18 protein-coding genes are annotated in these 19,236 nt (G+C 66.3%); 7 read left to right on the top strand and 11 right to left on the bottom strand.

Annotated elements, in window-relative coordinates:
• Positions 1-86 precede the first annotated feature (86 nt).
• The gene (locus tag ACQPXH_RS23495; RefSeq protein WP_433598661.1) at positions 87-1,187 is read left to right on the top strand and encodes a branched-chain amino acid aminotransferase; all 1,101 of its coding nucleotides are present in this window, start codon (positions 87-89) and stop codon (positions 1,185-1,187) included.
• Between the two features lie 42 nt (positions 1,188-1,229).
• Here ACQPXH_RS23495 and ACQPXH_RS23490 read toward each other — a convergent pair whose 3' ends face one another.
• From ACQPXH_RS23490 to cobU, 4 genes are all read right to left on the bottom strand, one after another.
• The gene (locus tag ACQPXH_RS23490) at positions 1,230-1,943 is read right to left on the bottom strand and encodes an MBL fold metallo-hydrolase (protein WP_433598660.1); all 714 of its coding nucleotides are present in this window, start codon (positions 1,941-1,943) and stop codon (positions 1,230-1,232) included.
• An 80-nt stretch (positions 1,944-2,023) separates the two neighbouring features.
• A complete protein-coding gene (locus ACQPXH_RS23485) occupies positions 2,024-2,773 on the bottom strand; it encodes an adenosylcobinamide-GDP ribazoletransferase (protein ID WP_433598659.1) in 750 nt (249 codons plus the stop codon).
• 287 nt (positions 2,774-3,060) lie between these two features.
• A complete protein-coding gene (cobT, locus tag ACQPXH_RS23480) occupies positions 3,061-4,215 on the bottom strand; it encodes a nicotinate-nucleotide--dimethylbenzimidazole phosphoribosyltransferase (RefSeq protein WP_433598658.1) in 1,155 nt (384 codons plus the stop codon).
• Between the two features lie 772 nt (positions 4,216-4,987).
• Positions 4,988-5,542, bottom strand: a complete 555-nt coding sequence (gene cobU / locus ACQPXH_RS23475; RefSeq protein ID WP_433598657.1) for a bifunctional adenosylcobinamide kinase/adenosylcobinamide-phosphate guanylyltransferase — start codon at positions 5,540-5,542, stop codon at positions 4,988-4,990.
• On the opposite strand from cobU, the gene ACQPXH_RS23470 reads away from it, so the two are divergent.
• Positions 5,527-5,829 carry a hypothetical protein gene (locus ACQPXH_RS23470; protein ID WP_433598656.1) on the top strand — a complete coding sequence of 101 codons (303 nt, stop codon included), beginning with the start codon at positions 5,527-5,529 and terminating at the stop codon, positions 5,827-5,829. The genes cobU and ACQPXH_RS23470 overlap by 16 nt on opposite strands.
• An 88-nt stretch (positions 5,830-5,917) precedes the next feature.
• On the opposite strand, the gene ACQPXH_RS23465 is transcribed toward ACQPXH_RS23470, so the two are convergent.
• Positions 5,918-6,901 (bottom strand): helix-turn-helix domain-containing protein, encoded by a 984-nt coding sequence (locus ACQPXH_RS23465; protein ID WP_433598655.1) that lies wholly within the window; start codon positions 6,899-6,901, stop codon positions 5,918-5,920.
• Positions 6,902-7,017: 116 nt separating this feature from the next.
• On the opposite strand from ACQPXH_RS23465, the gene ACQPXH_RS23460 reads away from it, so the two are divergent.
• A complete protein-coding gene (locus tag ACQPXH_RS23460; protein WP_433598654.1) occupies positions 7,018-7,146 on the top strand; it encodes a hypothetical protein in 129 nt (42 codons plus the stop codon).
• A gap of 85 nt (positions 7,147-7,231) precedes the next feature.
• Here the strand turns inward: ACQPXH_RS23460 and ACQPXH_RS23455 are convergent, their stop codons facing one another.
• Positions 7,232-7,903, bottom strand: a complete 672-nt coding sequence (locus tag ACQPXH_RS23455; protein ID WP_433598653.1) for a DUF3043 domain-containing protein — start codon at positions 7,901-7,903, stop codon at positions 7,232-7,234.
• Positions 7,904-8,304: 401 nt separating this feature from the next.
• Between ACQPXH_RS23455 and ACQPXH_RS23450 the strand changes: the two genes are divergently transcribed.
• On the top strand, positions 8,305-8,655 hold the full coding sequence (locus tag ACQPXH_RS23450; RefSeq protein ID WP_433598652.1) for a HesB/IscA family protein: 351 nt from the start codon (positions 8,305-8,307) through the stop codon (positions 8,653-8,655).
• 138 nt (positions 8,656-8,793) lie between these two features.
• Positions 8,794-9,762 carry a carbohydrate kinase family protein gene (locus ACQPXH_RS23445; RefSeq protein WP_433598651.1) on the top strand — a complete coding sequence of 323 codons (969 nt, stop codon included), beginning with the start codon at positions 8,794-8,796 and terminating at the stop codon, positions 9,760-9,762.
• Positions 9,763-10,208: 446 nt separating this feature from the next.
• Here ACQPXH_RS23445 and asnB read toward each other — a convergent pair whose 3' ends face one another.
• A complete protein-coding gene (gene asnB / locus ACQPXH_RS23440) occupies positions 10,209-12,194 on the bottom strand; it encodes an asparagine synthase (glutamine-hydrolyzing) (protein WP_433598650.1) in 1,986 nt (661 codons plus the stop codon).
• A 492-nt stretch (positions 12,195-12,686) separates the two neighbouring features.
• Between asnB and ctaC the strand changes: the two genes are divergently transcribed.
• Both ctaC and ACQPXH_RS23430 read left to right on the top strand, forming a co-directional pair.
• Positions 12,687-13,739 carry an aa3-type cytochrome oxidase subunit II gene (gene ctaC, locus ACQPXH_RS23435; protein WP_433603560.1) on the top strand — a complete coding sequence of 351 codons (1,053 nt, stop codon included), beginning with the start codon at positions 12,687-12,689 and terminating at the stop codon, positions 13,737-13,739.
• Between the two features lie 13 nt (positions 13,740-13,752).
• Complete coding sequence (locus ACQPXH_RS23430) at positions 13,753-14,169, top strand: cytochrome c oxidase subunit 4 (RefSeq protein ID WP_433521963.1); 417 nt, start codon at positions 13,753-13,755, stop codon at positions 14,167-14,169.
• 153 nt (positions 14,170-14,322) lie between these two features.
• Here the strand turns inward: ACQPXH_RS23430 and ACQPXH_RS23425 are convergent, their stop codons facing one another.
• The 4 genes from ACQPXH_RS23425 to ACQPXH_RS23410 all read right to left on the bottom strand — a co-directional run bounded on the left by ACQPXH_RS23425 (position 14,323) and on the right by ACQPXH_RS23410 (position 19,211).
• On the bottom strand, positions 14,323-15,249 hold the full coding sequence (locus ACQPXH_RS23425; RefSeq protein ID WP_433598649.1) for an SDR family NAD(P)-dependent oxidoreductase: 927 nt from the start codon (positions 15,247-15,249) through the stop codon (positions 14,323-14,325).
• A 46-nt stretch (positions 15,250-15,295) separates the two neighbouring features.
• On the bottom strand, positions 15,296-16,573 hold the full coding sequence (locus ACQPXH_RS23420; RefSeq protein WP_387294846.1) for an FAD-binding oxidoreductase: 1,278 nt from the start codon (positions 16,571-16,573) through the stop codon (positions 15,296-15,298).
• A gap of 53 nt (positions 16,574-16,626) precedes the next feature.
• A complete protein-coding gene (locus ACQPXH_RS23415; protein ID WP_433598648.1) occupies positions 16,627-18,186 on the bottom strand; it encodes an alkaline phosphatase D family protein in 1,560 nt (519 codons plus the stop codon).
• Positions 18,187-18,485: 299 nt separating this feature from the next.
• Positions 18,486-19,211, bottom strand: a complete 726-nt coding sequence (locus ACQPXH_RS23410; RefSeq protein ID WP_433598647.1) for a lysophospholipid acyltransferase family protein — start codon at positions 19,209-19,211, stop codon at positions 18,486-18,488.
• Positions 19,212-19,236 lie beyond the last annotated feature (25 nt).

Below are 19,236 nucleotides of genomic sequence, written 5' to 3'. Positions count from 1 at the left end.
TGCGAATGTCGGCAGGTGACGCTGGTACATTCGCGGCGCGCCGACACTCGCACCGCGGCGAAATCACGACCGATAGTATCTGCCTCATGACCGTCGCCGCACAGTTCAGCCATGTTCCGCATCCCGCGCCCACCCCGGCGCAGCGGGTACAGGAGATTCTGGCGGCACCGGGCTTCGGACGCTTCTTCACCGACCACATGGTCTCCATCGACTACACCGAGGGCGAAGGCTGGGGCAATGCCAGGGTCGAGCCGTACGGGCCGTTGGCGATGGATCCGGCGACGATGGTGTTCCACTACGGCCAGGCCATCTTCGAGGGTCTGAAGGCCTACCGGCAGAACGACGGCAGCGTCTCCTGCTTCCGAATCGACGCGAATGCGAAGCGCTTCCGCAAGTCCGCGCGCCGGATGGCGATGGCGGAACTGCCCGAGGAACTGTTCATCGAATCCGTGCGTCAACTGCTCGACGTCGACGGCGGCTGGGTTCCCGCGGCCGGTGGTGAGGAGTCGCTGTACCTGCGGCCGTTCATGTTCGCCACCGAGGCCGGGCTCGGCGTGAAGCCCGCCTCCGCCTACAAATACCTGCTGCTGGGATCGCCTGCGGGCGCGTACTTCCCGCGCGGTGTAAAGCCGGTGCGGGTCTGGCTGTCGACCGAATACGTGCGGGCCGCACCGGGCGGTACCGGTGAGGCGAAGGTCGCAGGCAACTACGCGGCCTCGCTGCTGGCGCAGGCGCAGGCCTCCGAGAAGGACTGCGATCAGGTCGTCTGGCTCGATGCCTGTGAGCGTCGCTATGTCGAGGAAATGGGTACCAACAACCTGTTCTTCGTTTTCGGCTCCGGTTCCGAGGCACGGCTGGTCACCCCGGAACTGTCCGGATCGCTGTTGCCGGGCATCACCCGCGATTCGCTGCTCACCCTGGCCGCCGATTCGGGCTATGTGGTCGAGGAGCGCAAGGTTTCGGTCGAGGAGTGGCGCAAGGGCGCCGAATCCGGCGAGATCACCGAGGTTTTCGCCTGCGGTACCGCCGCCGTGATCACACCCGTCGGCTGGGTTCGTTCCGCCGATGGTGAGTTCACCGTCGGTGGTGGTGAGCCGGGCGAGGTCACCATGGCGCTGCGTGACACTCTCACCGGTATCCAGCGCGGCACCTTCGCCGATATCCACGGGTGGATGCGCGGCATGTGACCGCGGCAGTCTCGCGAACGCCGCAGCTGTGCCGTTCGTGGTTCAGCTGGGCATGAACGTGCGCCATTCCTCCAGGGTTTGCGGGCGCATGACGTAGTTGGCGTCCTTGACCGTGGAGAGCGCGGCGGACGGGTCCTGGGAATACCAGTGACCGGGGTAGACGACCGGGTCGCCGGATAGGTCGGCTAAGTAGCGCAGGCTACGGAACATGGCGTCGGAGTCGCCGCCGGGGAAGTCGGTGCGGCCGCAACCGTCGATGAAGAGGGTGTCGCCCGCGATGAGGCGATTGTCGAACAGGAAGCACTGGCTGCCGGGTGTGTGGCCGGGTGTGTGCAGCAGTTCGATATCGAAGGCGCCGACGCTGACCATGTCGCAGTGCTCGTGTCCGGTCAGTTCGCTCGGCGCGATGCCGGTGACATTGGCGACCCAGGACAGTTCCTCGGCATTGACGTGCACCGGAACGCTCGTCTTTTCGAGCAGCTCCCGCACCCCGCGCAGGGTGAACCCCAGCATGGTGCCGCCGACATGGTCCGGGTGGTGATGGGTGGCGAGCACCCCGGTCAGCCGCAGCCCGTCAGCCTCGGCGATATCCACCAGATCACCCGCCGCATACGCCGGATCCACCACCACACACTCGCCGGTCTCCCGATCACCGATCAGATACGCGAAATTTCGCATCTGCGTCGCGATCGGATCACCCACGGCAAAATCTCGACCGGACAGCAGTTGACGAAAATACAGACGCTCGGAAGACATACCGTCCACTGTATTGCCTGACCCAGACAATGCGCGCACCGTGCCAGCTATCTCGTCGCGGGAGTGCGTCCGCATGCGACTCAGGTGCCCAGGGTAAGTCCGGCTGCGGTGATGGCGACGGATATCTCTAGTGTCGCGCCGAGGATGTCGCCGGAGAGGCCGCCGAAGCGGTGGCTGCAGTGTCGAATCAGTAGGGCTGAAATGCCCAGGGCGACAAGGACAACGGCGGGGCCGAGCCAGCGATGGTCCGGGACGGCGAGTATGCCCGCGGCAACGGCGAATGCGGACCAGAATGCAATGGTGATCGGGTGCTGAGTCCCGGCGACCAGTGCGCCGAAGCCGGTGCCGGGTGCGGCGGCGATGCCATGCCGACATGCGAGGACCACCGCCACTCGGCCGACGGCCACCGCGAGCAGTACCGCGAACCAACGCTCGGCGTGGGCCAGCGCGGCGAACGAAAACGCTTGGACCCCAACGGCGAACACAATTGCCGCGACACCGAACGGCCCCGTGTCACCACTCTTCAATATCTCCCTTGCCCGCTCGGGTGAACCATACGACCCCAACCCGTCCAGGGTGTCGGCCAACCCGTCCAGGTGCATCCCCCGGGTGATGAGCGCCAACCCGGCAACTGCCGCCAACCCCGCGACCGCTGGACTCGCCCCACCCCACACCAACACCCAGAGCACTCCGACCCCGGCCGCCCCGAGTCCCACGCCCACCAACGGCGCCAACGCGATGGCCCGCCCCGCCGCGCTCCGATCGACACTGTCCGGCCCCCGAACCGGCAGCACCGTCAGCCAGGACACGGCAAGCCGCACACCGTTCATATTCGCCGACCTGTAATCGCTCGACCGTCGCCATCGTCGGATCCACGCAGCGGAACCGCCGCCGCGCCCGCCGTACGCCGCGCACCGTTCGTGCCGAGCGTTCTATCGCGGAGTGCCAGGTCCGCATGTCGCTCGATGCGTGTGTTGCCGCTAGCGGCCAGGATCGACCTGCAATACGGGATCGTCTTCGGATGATGGCGGTCGTCGCGGTGCTTCCGACCGAGAGCGCGGGCCGCTGGTTCGAGGTGCGAGTTTCGCTCGTCGCTGGAGACGCGTGCAGCCAAGGTCTATTTCCGCAAGTCCGGTTGCGCGGTCGCTTCGGCGGCGATGCTGGTCCCGGCTTCGGCTTCGGCTTCGGCTTCGGCTTCGGCTTCGGCTTCGGCTTCGGCTTCGGCGGCCGAATCTGCTGTGCTCACACCGGCTTCCGCGAAGGTGGCCATTTCGGCGAGGGCGGCTACGGCGGCGCGGAGGACGGGGAGGGCGGTCAGCGCGCCGGATCCTTCGCCGAGGCGCATATCCAGGTCGAGTAGGGGCTCTAGACGGAGGTGGCGCAGGGCGAGGGTGTGCGCGGGTTCGGTGGACCGGTGGCCCGCGAGCCACCAGGCGCTGGCACCGGCGGCCAGGTCCTCGGCGACCAGGGCGGCCGCGGTGACGACCACGCCGTCGAGGATGACCGGAGTCCGTCGGGTCGCGGCCTGGGCGAGGAAGCCCGCCAGGGCGGCGAAGTCGGCGCCTGCGGCTACGCGCAGCAGTTCGACCGGGTCTTTGGCGACCGGGCGGGCGCGGCGCATGGCATCGCGGATCGCGGCGACCTTGCGGATCCAGCCCGCATCGTCCACGCCGGTGCCCCGGCCGACAGCGGCGATGGGTTCGGTATCGGTGAGGGTCGCGATGAGGACGGTGGCGGGTGTCGTATTGCCGATGCCCATATCGCCCGCGATGAGCAGGTCGGCGCCCGCATCGATCTCGTCGTCGGCGATCGCCTTGCCGGCGGCGAGCGCGGCATGGATCTCATCCTCGCTCAGCGCGTCTTCGCGATCGATCGCCCCGCTCGACCGCCGCACCTTGTGCTTGGCGACCTGCGGATCGGTATCGGCGTCGACGGAAATATCGACGACCCGCACGCTCGCGCCCGCGACTGCGGCCAGCGTATTCACCGCCGCACCACCGCCGAGGAAATTGGCGACCATCTGCGCGGTCACCTCACTTGGATAGGCCGAAACGCCGTGGCGCGCAATGCCGTGATCTCCGGCGAACACCACTACCCGCGCCCGCTCGAACTGCTTCGGCGGGCACACACCTTGACATGCCGACACCCAATTCCCGAGTGCCTCGAGCCGCCCGAGCGCCCCGCCGGGTTTGGTCAGCTGCGCCTGCCGCTGCTCCGCCGCCGCCCGTACCCCCGCATCGGGTGGCGCAACCGGTCCGAATCCGTCTGTCACTATCGAGCCTTTCCGGGTCGGGCAGTTCATTCCTACACCGCGCAGTCCATACCGGGCCCAATCTTGCCGCCACCCCCGCCAGTCCGCACCACCACCCCGGCACCTGATGTCGCGTCTCGCGTGCTCGCGGTCGGACCCGATGGTCCGGCGGCGCATCCTGCATGGCTGGCGTGACGCCCCGCAGGGCGCGGCTCGTGCTGGTGACGCGGCATGATCGCCGCAGCGCTGCGCTTGTATTTCACGCGCGGACTGCACTATCCGCGCCTTACCTGATGGTCTCGCCTCGGGTGTTCGCGGTCGGACCCGATGGTCCGGCGGCGCATCCCGCATGGCTGACATGACCTCCCGCAGGGCGCGGCTCGCGCTGGTGACGTGGCAAGGGCTGCGCTCGTATTTCAGGCGGAGTGCACTGCCCGCGCCTTACCTGATGGTCGCGTCTCGCGTGTTCGCGGTCGGACCCGATGGTCCGACGGCGCATCCTGCATGGCAGGCATGACGCCCCGCAGGGCGCGGCGGGCGCTGGTGACGCGGCATGATCGCCGCAGCGCTGCGCTCGTATTTCACGCGCGGACTGCACACCACCCGCGCCCTACCTGATGCCTCGTCCCGCGTGCTCCCGGCTCCACTCGGCCTCCGCATGACGCATGCGGTGGGGCGCGGCTCTCGCGAGTGATCCGCGGTACGTGGTCGCCGCACCAGTTGCCTGCACCGCATTGGACCGCGGTGTCCTGCAGTTGGCCGAGGTCGCGACGTCCGCGGCTGCTGTGCGGTCCTATTTCAAGCGGAGGGGAAGCCCGGCGACGATTAGGAAGGCTTCATCGCAGGCTTGCGCGAGGCGCTGGTTGAGGGTCCCGATCTCGTCGCGGAAAAGGCGGCCGGCGCGGGTAGCGGGGATAACGCCCATACCTACCTCGGGCGTCACGATCACCAGGCGGCCGGGGTAGGCAGTGACCGCGGCGACCAAGGCGTCCGTCTCTGGTGCGATGGTGCCGCGCGGGGCATCCCAGGCCGCGCGTGCGTCGATGTGGGCGGTGAGCCAGGTCCCGATATCGTCGATCAGTGTGGTTCCGGCCGGGGGAGCGGCGGTGAGAACCGTTGCCGGATCAGCGCTTTCGAGGACCTTCCAGTCGGCGGGTCTGCGGTCGCGGTGGCGGGCGATGCGCTCGGCGAAGTCGAGATCGGCCGGATCGGGAATCGCGGTGGCGATATAGCGCACCGGGCCGCCCTCGGCCGCCAGCACTTCCGCGAATGCCGACTTACCGGATCGCGCGCCGCCGAGCACGAGGATGCGGTGCGCGCGGCTGCTGGAAGATGAGCGATCCGACACAGCAGCACCGTATCAATCCGCCGCGCTCATGCCTGCACCTCGCTTTCCGCCACGCCACCAACCGCCACGCCCGACAAGCCCTGGTCACCTGGTTCGACAACAGCCGCCGCACCAGCGACTGGGCCCAGCAGCGCTACACCGACGCCCGTCAACGCGGACAACGACATCCACACGCCATCCGCACCCTCGGCCGCTCCTGGCTGCGCATCATCTGGGCCTGCTGGCGGGAGAAAATCGCCTACCAACCCGACAAACACACATCGGCTCAACAGCCGATCGCCGCATAGGGGTTGACTCAGGGAACTCACGCCTGCACCTCGCTGCCGCTCGGTTCCGGCATGACCGCGTCAGCGGCTGTATTGGTTGTTCGCTCGCTCAGGCGCGCTGCTCGGTCGCCTCCGCGCCGCCGAACCGGCGGCGATACTCGGTCGGCGCGATGCCGACGACCTTCTGGAAGTGATGCCGTAGCAGCGCACCGGATCCGAAACCAGCTTGTGTGGCAATCTGTTCCAGCCCCTCCTCGGTGTCCTCCAGCAGATGCTTGGCGTACAGCACGCGCTGATTGGTCAGCCATTTCACCGGTGTGGTTCCGGTTTCGGCGGCGAAGCGGCGGGCGAAGGTGCGGGTGGACATCATCGAACGCGCCGCCAGATCGTCGATGGTGTGCGGCAGGCCCAGGTTTTCGTTCATCCACTGCAATGTGGAGCTGAGACTGTCGGAGGTGCATTCGGGCACCGGACGCTCGATGAATTGGCGCTGTCCGCCGTCACGCTGCGGCGGCACCACCATCCGGCGGGCGATCGCATTCGCGACGGAACTGCCGATCTCCCGGCGCACCAGATGCAGGCAGGCATCGATGCCCGCGGCCGTGCCCGCCGACGTGATCAGATTGCCCTCATCGACGAACAACACATCGGGATCGACCGTGGCCTGCGGAAACTGTGCCGCCAATTGGTCGACATAGCGCCAATGCGTGGTGCACTTGCGACCGTCGAGCAGTCCGGCCGCCCCGGCCAGGAACGCACCGGAACATACGGTGAGCACGATCGCCCCACCATCCGAGGCATCCCGTATCGCGTCGACGACCCGCGAATCGAGCCCCTGTTCCAAGGCGGATGCGGAAAAGGCCGGAATCGCCACCAGATCGGCCTTCGCCAACTCCTCCAGCCCGAACTCCGGTGTGACAGTGATACCGGGGGTGGTGGACGGCAGTGGCTTCCCCGGCTCGGCCCCGCACACCTTGAAATCGAATCCGGGCAGTCCGTCCGCGGTCCGATCTAGCCCGAAAACCTCACAGACCACGCCGAATTCGAACATGGCCAGGCGCTCCGACAACACCACCGCGACCTTGGACAGCATGCGGACAGCATACCTGGCTGAATCTTTACGAACAATGTCAGAACAGCCACTTTCGGCGGTAAATCACCGAGCGCAAAATTACTGCCATGATTACTTTTCTCGTAAGCATGGCAGTCGTGGTTGGCTTCGCGGTCCTCATCGCACGAGGCGGCGGTCACGCCGGATCAGCGAATGTCACCGATCGCGACGCCCAGCGCCTGCAGTCCGACCTGGCCGCCATCATCGCCCACTCGCATCACCATTGAAGGCTGCACTTCGGGGCGGGTTTCACGACCGCTCTCCCGACCACGACGGAGCGAGTCTGAACACGCGGCGTCGAAGGCGCTGCAATTACACACTGTCGCCGGGGCCGACCCGCGGCTTCGGCGCCCGCATCTTGCGGATCTGCGAGGCGCGGACGAAGGCGTACCACCCCAACTTGTAGCCGGAATCGGTGCTCTCCGGGAAACGCTCACGCACCCGTCCGTTGACGATCCGGCCCAGCAGGAAGCCCTCGGCGATCATGAAGAACATCATCACCAGCATGGCCAGCGTCACAATCGTCTGCAGCGCGGGCGCGACGAACATCGAGAGGATCAGGACCAGCGCCATCGGCATGAACAACCCCACCAGGTTGCGCCGGGCATCGACGATGTCGCGCACGAACGCCCGCACCGGACCCTGATCGCGGGGCAGCAAGTATTTGTCCTCACCGGCCAGCATCCTGGCGCGCCGGTCCTGGGCCGCCAGCCGACGCTCGGCCGAGGCCGTCTTGCGGTCCTCGCGGCTGCCGCGGGTGGCCTTGCGCCGGGCGCGCGCCTCCTTCGCGGTGAGCGGGGCCGGGGCCACCGGGCCGCGCCGCTTGCCTTGGGCGTCACGGCGTTTCGGAGTCGGTCGGCCCTTGCCCTCGGTGGCGGTGGCCGCTTTCGTGATGGAGACTGCGGTCGAGCCGCCGTCCGAGCCCGCCGTCTGGTCGGCGCCCTCGTCGGTGGTGCTGGACTCGCCGCGACGGAACAATTTCACGCGACCAGGCTATTCGATGTCCTGCTCGGCGGGAAATGAGGTCGGTAAGCCAGGGGTGTGTCGAAGCGCGAGGTCCGGTGATAATCTGTGCCGGACTTGGGCCTCGGCGAAAACCGAGCCGTGGGCCGGATGGTCGTTGTTCGGCTAGTCGTCTAGGCGAGTTGCGTCGGACGTTAAAAGCTCGATGGAAACCATGTAAGACCTGTTGTTCCGGGCGGGCGGAGGTATTGCCACGAGCAGACCTGTAACGTGAGTTGCAGGCCAACCCTGTCGGGGCAACCCGGCAGGTCGGGAATTGTTTTACACATTTCCTGAACGGGAATAACAGCCCGCTGAGTGGTGTTGTAGCCACGAGCCGTGCGCTGTTCACGGGTTGAACACAGCTGTCCTGAGGAGAGTTCATGACTGTGCAAGACGAGACGACCACCCACGGTGTGACTCTGACCGACGCCGCCGCCAGCAAGGCGAAGGCGCTGCTCGACCAGGAGGGTCGCGACGACCTCGCCCTGCGTATCGCCGTGCAGCCGGGCGGCTGTGCGGGCCTGCGCTACCAGCTCTTCTTCGATGACCGCTCGCTCGACGGCGACCTGACCGTCGAGTTCGGCGGCGTCAAGCTGGCCGTCGACCGGATGAGCGCGCCGTACGTACAGGGCGCCTCGATCGACTTCGTCGACACCATCGAGAAGCAGGGCTTCACGATCGACAACCCGAATGCGACGGGTTCCTGCGCCTGCGGCGACTCCTTCAACTGACACCTCGCCCCCGGCCGGTTGTCGCCGGGCGAGGAAGTCGTTAGTGCTCGGCGGATGCAGTAGTTGATACGGTGAAGGCGCGGGTTTTGTGTCCCGCGCCTTTCGTCGTCTGCCGCCTACTCGAAGGGGCTCAGCCTCGTGTCTATCGCCGTGTCCGCGTCCATTGCAACCGACCACCTCATGCGTTTCCCCGGACGGTTCGCCGACGCGCTGCTGGCCGATCAGCTCGACCACGTCTCGGTGAGCTTTCTCGTCGATGATCTGCAGATCCGCAAGGGCGGTGTCGCGGGCAACATCGCCTACGCCATGGGCGTTTTGAACCGCACGCCGCTGCTCGTCGGCGCGGTCGGCGCCGATTTCGCCGAGTACGGCGCCTGGCTCGAGAAGCACGGTGTCGATTGCTCCACCGTCCGGATCTCGGACCAGGCGCATACCGCCCGCTTCGTCTGCACCACCGACGACGATATGGCCCAGATCGCGTCGTTCTACCCGGGCGCGATGAGCGAGGCCCGCGACATCTCGATCGGCGAACTCGCCGAGCAGCACACCCTGGACCTGGTGCTCATCGGCGCAAACGATCCCGAGGCGATGCTGCGCCACACCGCCGAATGCCGTGAACTGGGCATTCCGTTCGCCGCCGACCCGTCCCAGCAGCTGGCCCGCCTCGACGGCGACCAGGCCGTGCAGCTGATCGACGGCGCCGCATACCTTTTCACCAATAAGTACGAGTGGGCGTTGCTGCTGCAGAAGACCGGTCTGAGCGAGGAAGAGGTCGCGCGCAAGGTCGGCATCCGGGTCACCACGCTCGGCAAGGACGGCGTGCAGATCGTCGACCGCGACGGCACCGAGGTGATCGTCGGTGTGGTCCCCGAAGTGAACAAGGTCGAGCCCACCGGAGTCGGCGACGCTTTCCGCGCGGGCTTCCTCACCGGCCACACCGCCGGACTCTCGCTGGAGCGCTCCGCCCAATTGGGTTCGCTCATCGCGGTTCTCGTACTCGAGACCATGGGCACCCAGGAGTGGACCCTCAACAAGGACGACGCCCTCGAGCGCCTTACCAAGGCCTACGGTCCCGAAGCCGCCGCCGATATCAAGCCCCTCCTCTGACCGATCCCGACCAGCCGCACCGCATCCGGTGCGGCCGTTCGCATCTGCCCACGGCGCGCTCGGCCAACGCCCCGCTGCGCACGCTTTAGCGCGCCGCGCACGAATTCGCCGGCAAATCCATCCGCGTCGTGCGAAAAAGCGTGGCACAGTCGCGTCGCGCCGAGATGATGGCGGCACGCCGCTCTGATTCGCGTGCTGAGCAGTTGCGCCGCGCACGAATTAGCTGGGCGAATCCATGCGGGGCGTGTGAAGAAATGCGCGGCACAGTCGCGTCGCGCCGAGATGATGGCGGCGCGTCGCTCTGATTCGCGTGCTAGTTGCGCCGCGCACGAATTCGCTGGGCGCATCCATGCGCGGCGTTTGAAAAGATGTGCGGCACAGTCGCATTGCGCGGCGACAACGGTGCCGCCGTGCTGCGCAACACACAATGTGCGCGGCGCGAGGGGCTACAACGAGACGGGGTAGACCGGCTCCTGGATGTCGGGGGTGATGCGCTTTTCGACGAAGATCCCGTGCCAGACCATGAAGACCAGCAGCGTCCACAACCGGCGGCTGTGGTCGCCGCGGCCTGCGCGATGGTCTTCGAGCATGCCCTTGATCGCGCCCTTGTCCAGCAGGTGATCGGTCTGTGATTCGGCGATCTGCAGGTGCGCCCAGTCGTAGAGTTCGGTGCCACGCAACCAATGCCGCAGTGGGACAGGGAAACCCAGCTTCGCGCGGTGCAGCACATGCGGCGGGACGATGCCCTCGAGTGCCTGGCGCAGCGCGTACTTCGTGGTCTGCTTGGTGATCTTCTGCTCGTAGGGCAGCTGTTCGGCGACCTTCAGCACCTCGGAATCCAGGAACGGCACGCGCAGCTCGAGCGAATTCGCCATGGTCATCTTGTCGGCCTTGACCAGGATGTCGCCGCGCAGCCAGGTGTAGAGATCCAGATGCTGCATGCGCGCGACCGGATCCCAGCCGCGTGACTGCGCGTAGATCGGCGCGGTGACGTCCTGGTGGGTCCATTCCGGCCGGAATTCGCGCAGCACCGCACGCAACTGCGCATCGCTGAAACTGCGCGCATTGCCGTAATAGCGCTCCTCCAAGGGAAGCGAGCCTCGGTGCAGCAGGCTCTTACCGCGGGTGCCGTCCGGAATCCGTTCCGAGAGCTTGCCCGCCAGCTTGCGTACGCCACGTGGCAGGTATTCGAAGGGCTCGAGCGACAACGGTTCCCGGTAGATCGTGTATCCGCCGAACAGCTCGTCCGCGCCCTCGCCGGAGAGCACCACCTTGACGTGCTTGCGTGCCTCCTTGGCGACGAAGTACAGCGGAACCAGCGCCGGGTCGGCCACGGGATCGTCGAGGTACCAGACGATTTCGGGGATCGCGGCCGCGAATTCGGCGGGGGAGACCACCTTCACGATGTGCCGCGCGCCGATCGCCTCCGCGCTCTCGGCGGCCACATCGACCTCGGAGTAGCCCTCGCGTTCGAAACCGGTGGTGAAGGTGATCAGCTTCGGGTTGTGCCGCATCGCCAGCGCCGCGACCGCGGTGGAGTCGATGCCGCCGGACAGGAACGATCCGACCGTCACATCCGCGCGCATATGTTTTGCGACCGAGTCCTCCAGGGCCTCGGCGATATCGCGGTAGCGGGCGGCCGCCGAACCGGGTGCGAAGGCCCGCACCTTGAACTGCGGATCGAAGTAGCGGGTGACCTGCGGCGCCTCGCCCGCCCGCACGGTCGCGTAGTGTCCGGATTCCAGGCGACGGATGTCCTTGTGCAGGGTCTCCGGCTCCGGCACGTACTGCAGCACCGTGTAGTGCTCCAAAGCCCGCGGATCCAGCGCATCGGACAGCCCGAGTGCGGGCAGCAACTCCAGCAGACTCTTCTTCTCACTGCCGAACGCGGTGCCGCCGGGCCCCGTCGCCAGGAACAACGGCTTGATCCCGAACGGATCGCGCGCCAGGAACAACTCCTGGGTTTCGGTATCCCAGATCGCGAACGCGAACATGCCGCGCAGCTTGCGCACCGCCTCCGGACCCCAGTAGTGGAAGGCCGCGACGATCGCCTCGCTGTCGCCCTCGGTCTCGAAGATCTTCCCGTCCGGGTACTCCTCGGCATGCGCCTTCGCGAGTTCCTCGCGGATCTCGATGTAGTTGTAGATCTCACCGTTGAATGTCAGCGCGTAGCGCTCCCGGTTCTCGGCAGGACCCCAGCGCAGCGGCTGGTGCGAATGCTCGATATCGATGATCGACAGCCGGTTGAAGCCGTAGATCACATGATCGTCGTGCCAGGTGCCGCGCTCGTCCGGGCCGCGATGGCGCACGCAGTGCAGGGCGTCGTACACCCGCTCTACTGTGTTCGCCCAACCCGCCAGCTCCGCTGGCTGCCGTCCCCGACGGTCGTCGGTTGCCGCATCAGATGTCAGAAATCCGAGCAGTCCACACACGGCGTCGGCAACCTCGTTTCCGCTTCGGTCCGGGCGCTGGCCCGATTCATTGGGTGGCTGCGCCCGATAGGTGGGCGCACAGGACGAAATCTCGTGTCCGAGTATGCCGCACCGGACGGATTCGTGTGTCGCGCCCACCGGACAGTTGCACTGCGAAATGTTGTGTCCGCCTGCATCGCACCTGGCCGATCCGGTCGCATCGCACGCCTTGTACTGCGACGATGTCCGGGTGACCGGATCAACCCCCGGGCGGCGGAGTGTCGAATACGACCCGACGTCAAACGGGGCGCCGGTTTGGTCTACGCTGCGTAGTACTCAGGACATTCTCAGTTGGATCGCGCGCGAAGCAAGCGGCCGACGGAATGCCCTGAAACGTGCTTAAGACGTACCGCCGGGCGATCGCACCCCGAGCGGTGCACTGTCGGAATGTGTGGCGACCAGGAAGGCGTGAGCGTGGCGCACAAGGCGAGCGACGAGATCGGGGCACGCCCCGTGAAGGGTCGGCAGGGCCGCATCCTTCGGCGGGCCGGGCTGGCGGTGTCCCTGGGGATCACCGCGATGCTCGTCTCGGGCTGCTCGATCGACAATGTTTGGCTGCGATTCGGCTGGCCCTCGGGCATCACGCCACAGGCCACCCGGATGCGGGAGCTGTGGACCTGGTCGGTCATCGCGGCATTGGCGATGGGTGTGCTGGTGTGGGGTCTGACCTTCTGGACCGTCGCCTTCCACCGCAAGAAGAAGGACTCCCCGGAGTTCCCGCGCCAGACCGGTTACAACGTTCCCCTGGAGCTGACCTACACGGCCGTGCCGTTCGTCATCATCGCGGTGCTGTTCTACTTCACCGTGGTCGTGCAGAACTACGTGCACGAGAAGGTCGCCAACCCGGACGTGACTGTCGACGTGACCGCCTTCCAGTGGAACTGGAAGTTCGGCTACCGCAATGTCGACTTCAAGGACGGCTACCGCTTCGACGGCATCGACAAGGCCCGCGAGGACGCCAACCAGGAGCAGCTCGAGGAGTACAAGGAGCGGACCAAGGACGGTCACCCGCAGCCGGGCCCGGTGCACGGCAAGCCGGAGAACGACATCCTGTCCTACCTGCACTACGACAAGGTCGAGACCGTCGGCTCCAGCACCGAGATCCCGGTGCTCGTGCTGCCGACCGGTAAGAACATCGAATTCCAGCTGGCCGCGGCCGATGTGGTGCACGCCTTCTGGGTGCCGGAGTTCCTGTTCAAGCGCGACGTGATGCCGAACCCGAAGGAAAACCACTCGGATAACGTCTTCCAGATCACCAAGATCGAGAAGGAAGGCGCGTTCGTCGGCCGCTGCGCCGAGATGTGCGGCACCTTCCACTCGATGATGAACTTCGAGGTCCGTGCGGTATCGCCGGAGAAGTTCACCAAGTACATCGATGCGCGCAAGGCGGGTAAGACCAACGCCGAGGCGCTCGAGTCCATCGGTGAATCCCCGGTCGCGACCACCACACAGCCGTTCAACACCAAGCGCGACACCAAGAGCGCGTCCGCGGTAGAGAGCAAGTGAGGACTGATCTGACATGAAGATCGAAGCGCGGATTTTCGAACTGCTCACGGTGTTCTTCGTCATCGTGGCAATCGTGTACGGCTACTTCACCGGCCAGTCGCGGACCGGTGTCGAATGGGCGGGCACCACCGCGACAGTGCTGACCGCCGGTCTGTCGCTGATCATCGGCACCTACTTCCGATTCGTCGCACGTCGCCTCGACCTGCGCCCGGAGGACTACGAGGATGCCGAGATCGTGGACGGCGCGGGCGATCTGGGCTTCTTCTCTCCCGGCAGCTTCTGGCCCATCACCTTGGCAGGCGCGGGCTCCATCACCGCCCTTGGCCTGGCGTTCTTCCAGTTCTGGCTGATCGGCATCGGCGTGGTCTGCATCCTCGGTGCGGCCGCGGGCCTGGTCTTCGAGTACTACCTCGGCCCCGAAAAGCACTGAGCGAATAGCTCTTTCCGAAGCGTCCCACCGGACTCCGGTGGGACGCTTCGGCGTTGCCGGGCCTGGGGATGTCGCCGACGGTAGTCGAATGGTGGTTGTCGAGGGGCCTCGAAGCCACCATTCGACTACCGTCGGCGGTGCTGCCGCGTGGGGTCAGAGCGAGGCGAGGCGGGACAGGATGCGGTTGGTGGAGCGGGGGGCGACGCCGGCCAGTCCGCGCAGAGTGCGCGCGAAGCGGGGTTGGAGGCGGGCCGGGCGGGTGCGAATGGCCGTTTCGATCAGCCGGGCGGCGTCGGTCGGTTCCATGGCGGGCTCGGTGACGTAGTGCGCGATTGTTCCGGTATCCGGTTGGACGGCCGGATACCGGACAGCGGTCACCTGGATGCCGCGTGGCGAGAGCTCGGCGTCCGCGCATTGACCGAAGGTGGTCCAGGCGGCCTGGGAGCTGGCGTAGGAGGCGAAATTCGGTGTAGCACCGGTCTTCAGGCTCCACGGGCCCACATTGATGACGTGGCCGGAGCCGGATTCCAGCATGGCGGGCAGCAGGCCGAGCGTCAGGCGCAGCGGACCGAAGTAGTAGGTCGCCATCATGCGCTGGTAGTCGCGGAAGCGGTCCAGGGATTGCGATACGGGTCGGCGCAGCGGACGGCCCGCATTATTGATCAGCACATCGACGCGGCCGAAATCGCTGAGCACCCAGTCGACGAGCTGATCGACATCACCGAGTGCGGAGATATCGCAGCGGAACCAACTCGCCGCGCCGCCCGCATCGACGATCTGATGGCAGCCGGCGACGAGTTGGTCCCCGCGCCGGGCGACGAGCAGCAGCTGCGCACCGTGTGCGGCAAGCAGTGTGGCTGTGGCGTGACCGATTTCGGAACACGCGTCCGTCACGAGAACCCGCAGCCCATCGACGGATTCGGGCCGCTGACGCTTACGATCCGGCAAACGGGTCGGGGCAGTGCGGAATTCGAGCATCAGAGCAACCTTCACCGTAGATGGGCTGAACCAACGCATCGACACCCCGCCGACAGTGCCGAAGTCGACCGCCGTCGCCAACAGATAGCCGAACCGCCGCATGGACGGTGAAGCTATTTGCTGGCGACTATAAGCGGCGCGACACAGTCTAATCCGTGGAGTCGTACCGCAGGGCGTGTTCGGACGCGCAGATCTCATCGATTCCGGTAACGATGTCGCGCAACAGTTCTGAGGGCAGCGCCGAGGGCCGCAAACGGCAGGTGAAGGTGATCAGTCCGTGGTCCTCGACCGCGAGCCCGCGCGCTTGCGCCTCCTCACGCAGGTACTTCGAGCGCACGCCGTAGGTCATCGCGGAGATGACGGTGAAGCATCCGGTCCGCTCCCGGTGTCCAGCAAACAAATCGTGCAGTCTGTAGAAAACCGAGGTGTAGGTCGACAGCGGCGCGAAAATCGCGACCCGGTAGGCGGGTCCGCGCTCGGAGGAGCTGATAACCGTATCGGCCAGATACTCCGCATCGCGCAGTGTCAGCACCTTCGGGGCGAACATGAGTGCTCCCGCCGCGGCATTGCGCACCGGTGCACCCGCGCGGCCGCCCGCGGCAGAGGCGATGACGCCCAACGACTTCCTGGTCTTGGTGCCGACCTCACGGCGCGCCCGCAGCGAGCGGGTGGGCGTGGTCGGGTAGAGGCTCGACCACTGACCGAACCGCACGGTCCCCAACTGCACATGGCCGGTGCCGACCGGGCGCGAAACCTTCAGTGGCGCGGTATCGACCCAACGACCGACCTGCAGTGCGACATTGCCCGGCCGGGCGATTTCGGCGTAGGCGTGTTCGACGAAGGAGTCGAAGTCCAGGAAGCGATCGGCGTCGGTGGTGAGCCAGGTGTGGTCCTTGTCGATATCGACCGCATCGAGGGTGAGTGCGGTGATGATGCCCGCGCGTCCGCCCGCGCCGAGGATCCGGTGGAAACGCTCGGTGTGGTGGTTGCGACCGCAGGTGCCGATGCGTCCGTCCGGATCGACGTACTCCAGGTCCACGATCTGGTCGATGAACATGCCGTACTTGTGCGATGCCGTGCTGACACCGCCGACCGAGGCGAAACCACCCGCGGTGATATCGCGGTGGTCGCCGACGATCGGCAGACCGAGCCCGTGCGCGCCGAGGCGGCGATCGATATCGGACAGTTTGGCGCCCGCCTGCACTCGCACGGTGCGCCTGCCGAGGTTGATATCGAGCACCGCATTCATTTTTCGCAGCGATACCACCGCGCGCGGATCGGGTAACGACAGACCATCGTCTATCGGTTCGCCGCCACGCACCGTGAGGTTTTCCGCGCGACCGCGTGAGTTCCGCACCGTACGAACGACATCCGCGGTGTCACGAGGTAGATATTCTTCGGCGGCGACAGTGTGCGGCGTGCTCATGGATCGAAAGCTAACCACAGCGCGGCCTCCGATGCTCGTTCGATCTCTACGGGTTACCGGACCGGCGGCGCGAGCCGCTGGCTGAACAGGACGGATCCGGTCGCATCGCACAGGTTGACCGTCAGTTCCCTTGACTTGCCGTCGATCAGCACCTCACCGAAATGTTGGAAGCTGTCCAGCGGTGAGGCGTTCTGAACGGTCGGCGCGTGCACGAAGACCGCCTCCGGACCGAAGGTGCCGTCGAGCGGATTCGGGCCGAACGCACCGGCATTCAGCGGTCCGGACACGAACTCCCAGAACTCGTCGAAGTCGGTGAAGGCGGCGCGCTCGGGCGAATAGTGGTGGGCCGCGGTGTAGTGCACGTCCGCGGTCAGCCAGACCACGCCGCCCACCTTGTTCGCCTTGATCGCCGAGAGTACCTGGGCGATTTCGGTTTCCCGGCCGGATGGGGCGCCGTTGTCGCCATTGGCGGGGCCCTCGTAGGCCGTGACTTTTTGTTCACCGTCCTTGACGACAAGGCCGAGCGGCAGGTCGTTGGCGACGATTTTCCAGGTGGCCTTGGAATCGCGCAGACCCTCGATGAGCCACTTCGTCTGTTCCGGGCCGAAGATGCGACCGGTGGGTCCGTTGTCGATGTCGTTGGTGTCCTTATAGGTCCGCATATCCAGGATGAAGATGTCCAGCAGCGGGCCGTAAGAGATCTTGCGGTAGAGGCGGCTGTCGACCGCCTCCTTGGGCTCTAACGGCATCCACTCGTGGAAGGCCTGCCAGGAGCGCGTCGCGAGGGCGTCCATGCTGCGCTCGCTGTAGCCCTTGGTCTCGGCGACCAGACCGCCGTGGTACCAGTTGTTGACGGTTTCGTGGTCGTCCCACTGGACCACCTGGGCGACCGAGGTGTTGAAGCGGCGGTAGTTCTGGTCGGTCAGGTTGTAGGCGTAGTTGCCGCGGAACTGCGCCAGGGTCTGCGCGACAGCGCTTTTCGCCTCGGAGACGGTATTGCGCCAGATCCGGCCGTCGGGCAGCGTCACCGATTCCTGCAGTGGGCCGTCGGCGTAGATCGAGTCACCGGAGTGGATGAACAGGTGCGGGTCGCGCGCGGCCATGGCGGAGAAGATCTTCATACCGCCGAGTTCGGGGTTGATGCCGTACCCCTGGCCGACCACATCGCCGGACCACTGCAGCTTGATATCTGACGCGCCGGTGGGCACGGTGCGGAACACACCGGTAATCGGTTCGGAGGTGGCGCCGTCCTCACCTTCCAGGGTGACCCGGTAGTGCACCTGCTGGCCCGCCGGCAGACCGTTGACGCGCACGCGTCCGGTGCCATCGGAGTCCGGGGTGAGCATCGGGCCGGTGAATCGTTTGGCGTCGGTGAAGGATTCGGTGGCCGCGGTCTCCACGATAAGCTTCGCCGGCTGATCCGAGCGCGCCCAGATCAGTGCGCCGTCGGTGCGCGGATCGCCCACCGCGACTCCGTGGGTGAGTTTCGGGCGCGGATGGACCAGTGTGGGCCCGTCGTTCGAGCAGGCGGCGAGTGCGGGGACCGCGACGAGACCGAGGGCGGAGGTGCGCAGCAGGGTGCGCCGGGAGATGCCGAAGTCCGAACCAGTCATTGACCCACCTTGGCGCAGGGAGTCCAACGCCATGTGAACTCCCATCGTCGGCTCGGCCAACACCGCGCCCGCCCTCGGCGGCCGGATTGATGCGGTCATCCACGTTGGATATCGAACGCTCCCCCAGCCGGTGCGAATGCGGCACCCAACACCCTCAGCGGAAGAGCTCCGGGTCGCCGGCACACTCAATTGTGAATACCTTTGCGAGGCAAGCAAGTTCGGTAGGCAACGGAATGCCTGGCCGAAAACCGAACGAGCCCGGTGCGTTCGGCACCGGGCTCGTGGAAGTGAATGGGAGACTAGCCGGCGGCCGTCTCCGGGATGCGGGTGGCTTCGGGGGCGGAGCCGCTGGGGACGCCCTTCTTCAGACTGGCGGCGTAGACATCGACGTATTCCTGGCCGCCGAGCTGCATGAGGTCGTACATGACCTCATCGGTGACGGCGCGTTCGACGAAACGGTTGCCGCCCATACCGTCGTAGCGGGAGAAGTCGATGGGGGTACCGAATTTGACGGTGACCTTGTGGCGGCGCCAGCGGAACGGGCCGGGCGGGCAGACCTCGAAGGTGCCGATGACGGCGACCGGGATGACGGGCACGCCGGTCTCCAGTGCGAGCCGCGCCAAGCCGGTCTTGCCCTTGTACAGGCGACCGTCGGGGGAGCGGGTGCCCTCCGGGTAGAGGCCGACGAGGTGACCCTTGTCGAGCAGTTTGCGTGCGGCGTCGAGCGCGTCCTCGGCCGCGGAGGCGCCGCTGCGGTCGATCGGGTACTGGCCGGTGGCGCTGAAGAAGAACTTCTGCAGCCGACCCTTGAAGCCGGGGGCGGTGAAGTACTCGGCCTTGGCGAGATAGCTGATCCGACGCGGGCTCATCAGCGGAGCGAACAACCAGTCCGAGAAGGACAGGTGGTTCCCGGCCAGGATGGCTGGTCCGTCGGCGGGGATATGCTCCACGCCTTCGACCGTCGGACGGTTGTAGAGGTGCATGAACGGTCCCGGGAACAGGTACTTCAGCATCCAGTAGAGCATGGCGTCCTAACCCCCGCGGCCGGGA

Source organism: Nocardia sp. CA-135953 (genome assembly GCF_050955735.1).
Lineage (GTDB): Bacteria > Actinomycetota > Actinomycetes > Mycobacteriales > Mycobacteriaceae > Nocardia.
This window is presented reverse-complemented; position numbering and strand designations above follow the sequence as displayed.